Source organism: Vibrio sp. 10N.261.55.F4 (assembly GCF_041470465.1).
GTDB lineage: Bacteria > Pseudomonadota > Gammaproteobacteria > Enterobacterales > Vibrionaceae > Vibrio > Vibrio crassostreae_C.
This window is the reverse complement of sequence record NZ_JBFRMM010000062.1, coordinates 1-418: the sequence shown is the minus strand read 5'-3', so window position 1 is coordinate 418 and position 418 is coordinate 1. Positions and strand designations below refer to the sequence as shown.

At 46.2% G+C, this 418-nt stretch carries 1 protein-coding gene; it reads left to right on the top strand.

What is annotated here, in order from left to right; all coding sequences use genetic code 11:
• The coding region (locus AB4249_RS21750) for a VCBS domain-containing protein (RefSeq protein WP_372104774.1) at positions 1 to 418 on the top strand (418 nt) is incomplete at both ends.

The following is a 418-nucleotide window of genomic DNA, read 5'->3' as shown; positions in this document are numbered from 1 at the left end:
GGACCTATGATTTAGACAATACAAACCCAACCGTGCAAGCGTTAGCGCAAGGTTCAAAAACCATTGACATCATCACCGTTCATTCTGCCGATGGCACGCCACATCAAGTTACTATTACCGTCAATGGGACAAATAATGCGGCTATTATTGGCGGCGTTGATACTGCCTCTATATCTGAAAATACTGCTGGCGTTAACATGTCTCCCAACTATGCCCAACCTGGCATCGCCACACTTGGCAATACAACACTCTATGCGGATGGCAAGCTAACCATTACAGACCCTGATACGGGTGAGTCTATTTTTGAAAAGCAAGGTAGCAATGGTTACGACTACCACGGTACCTATGGAGATCTGATTCTACAAAATGACGGTACATGGCATTATCACGCCGATGCCGGGCATCTATCAGGTATAGG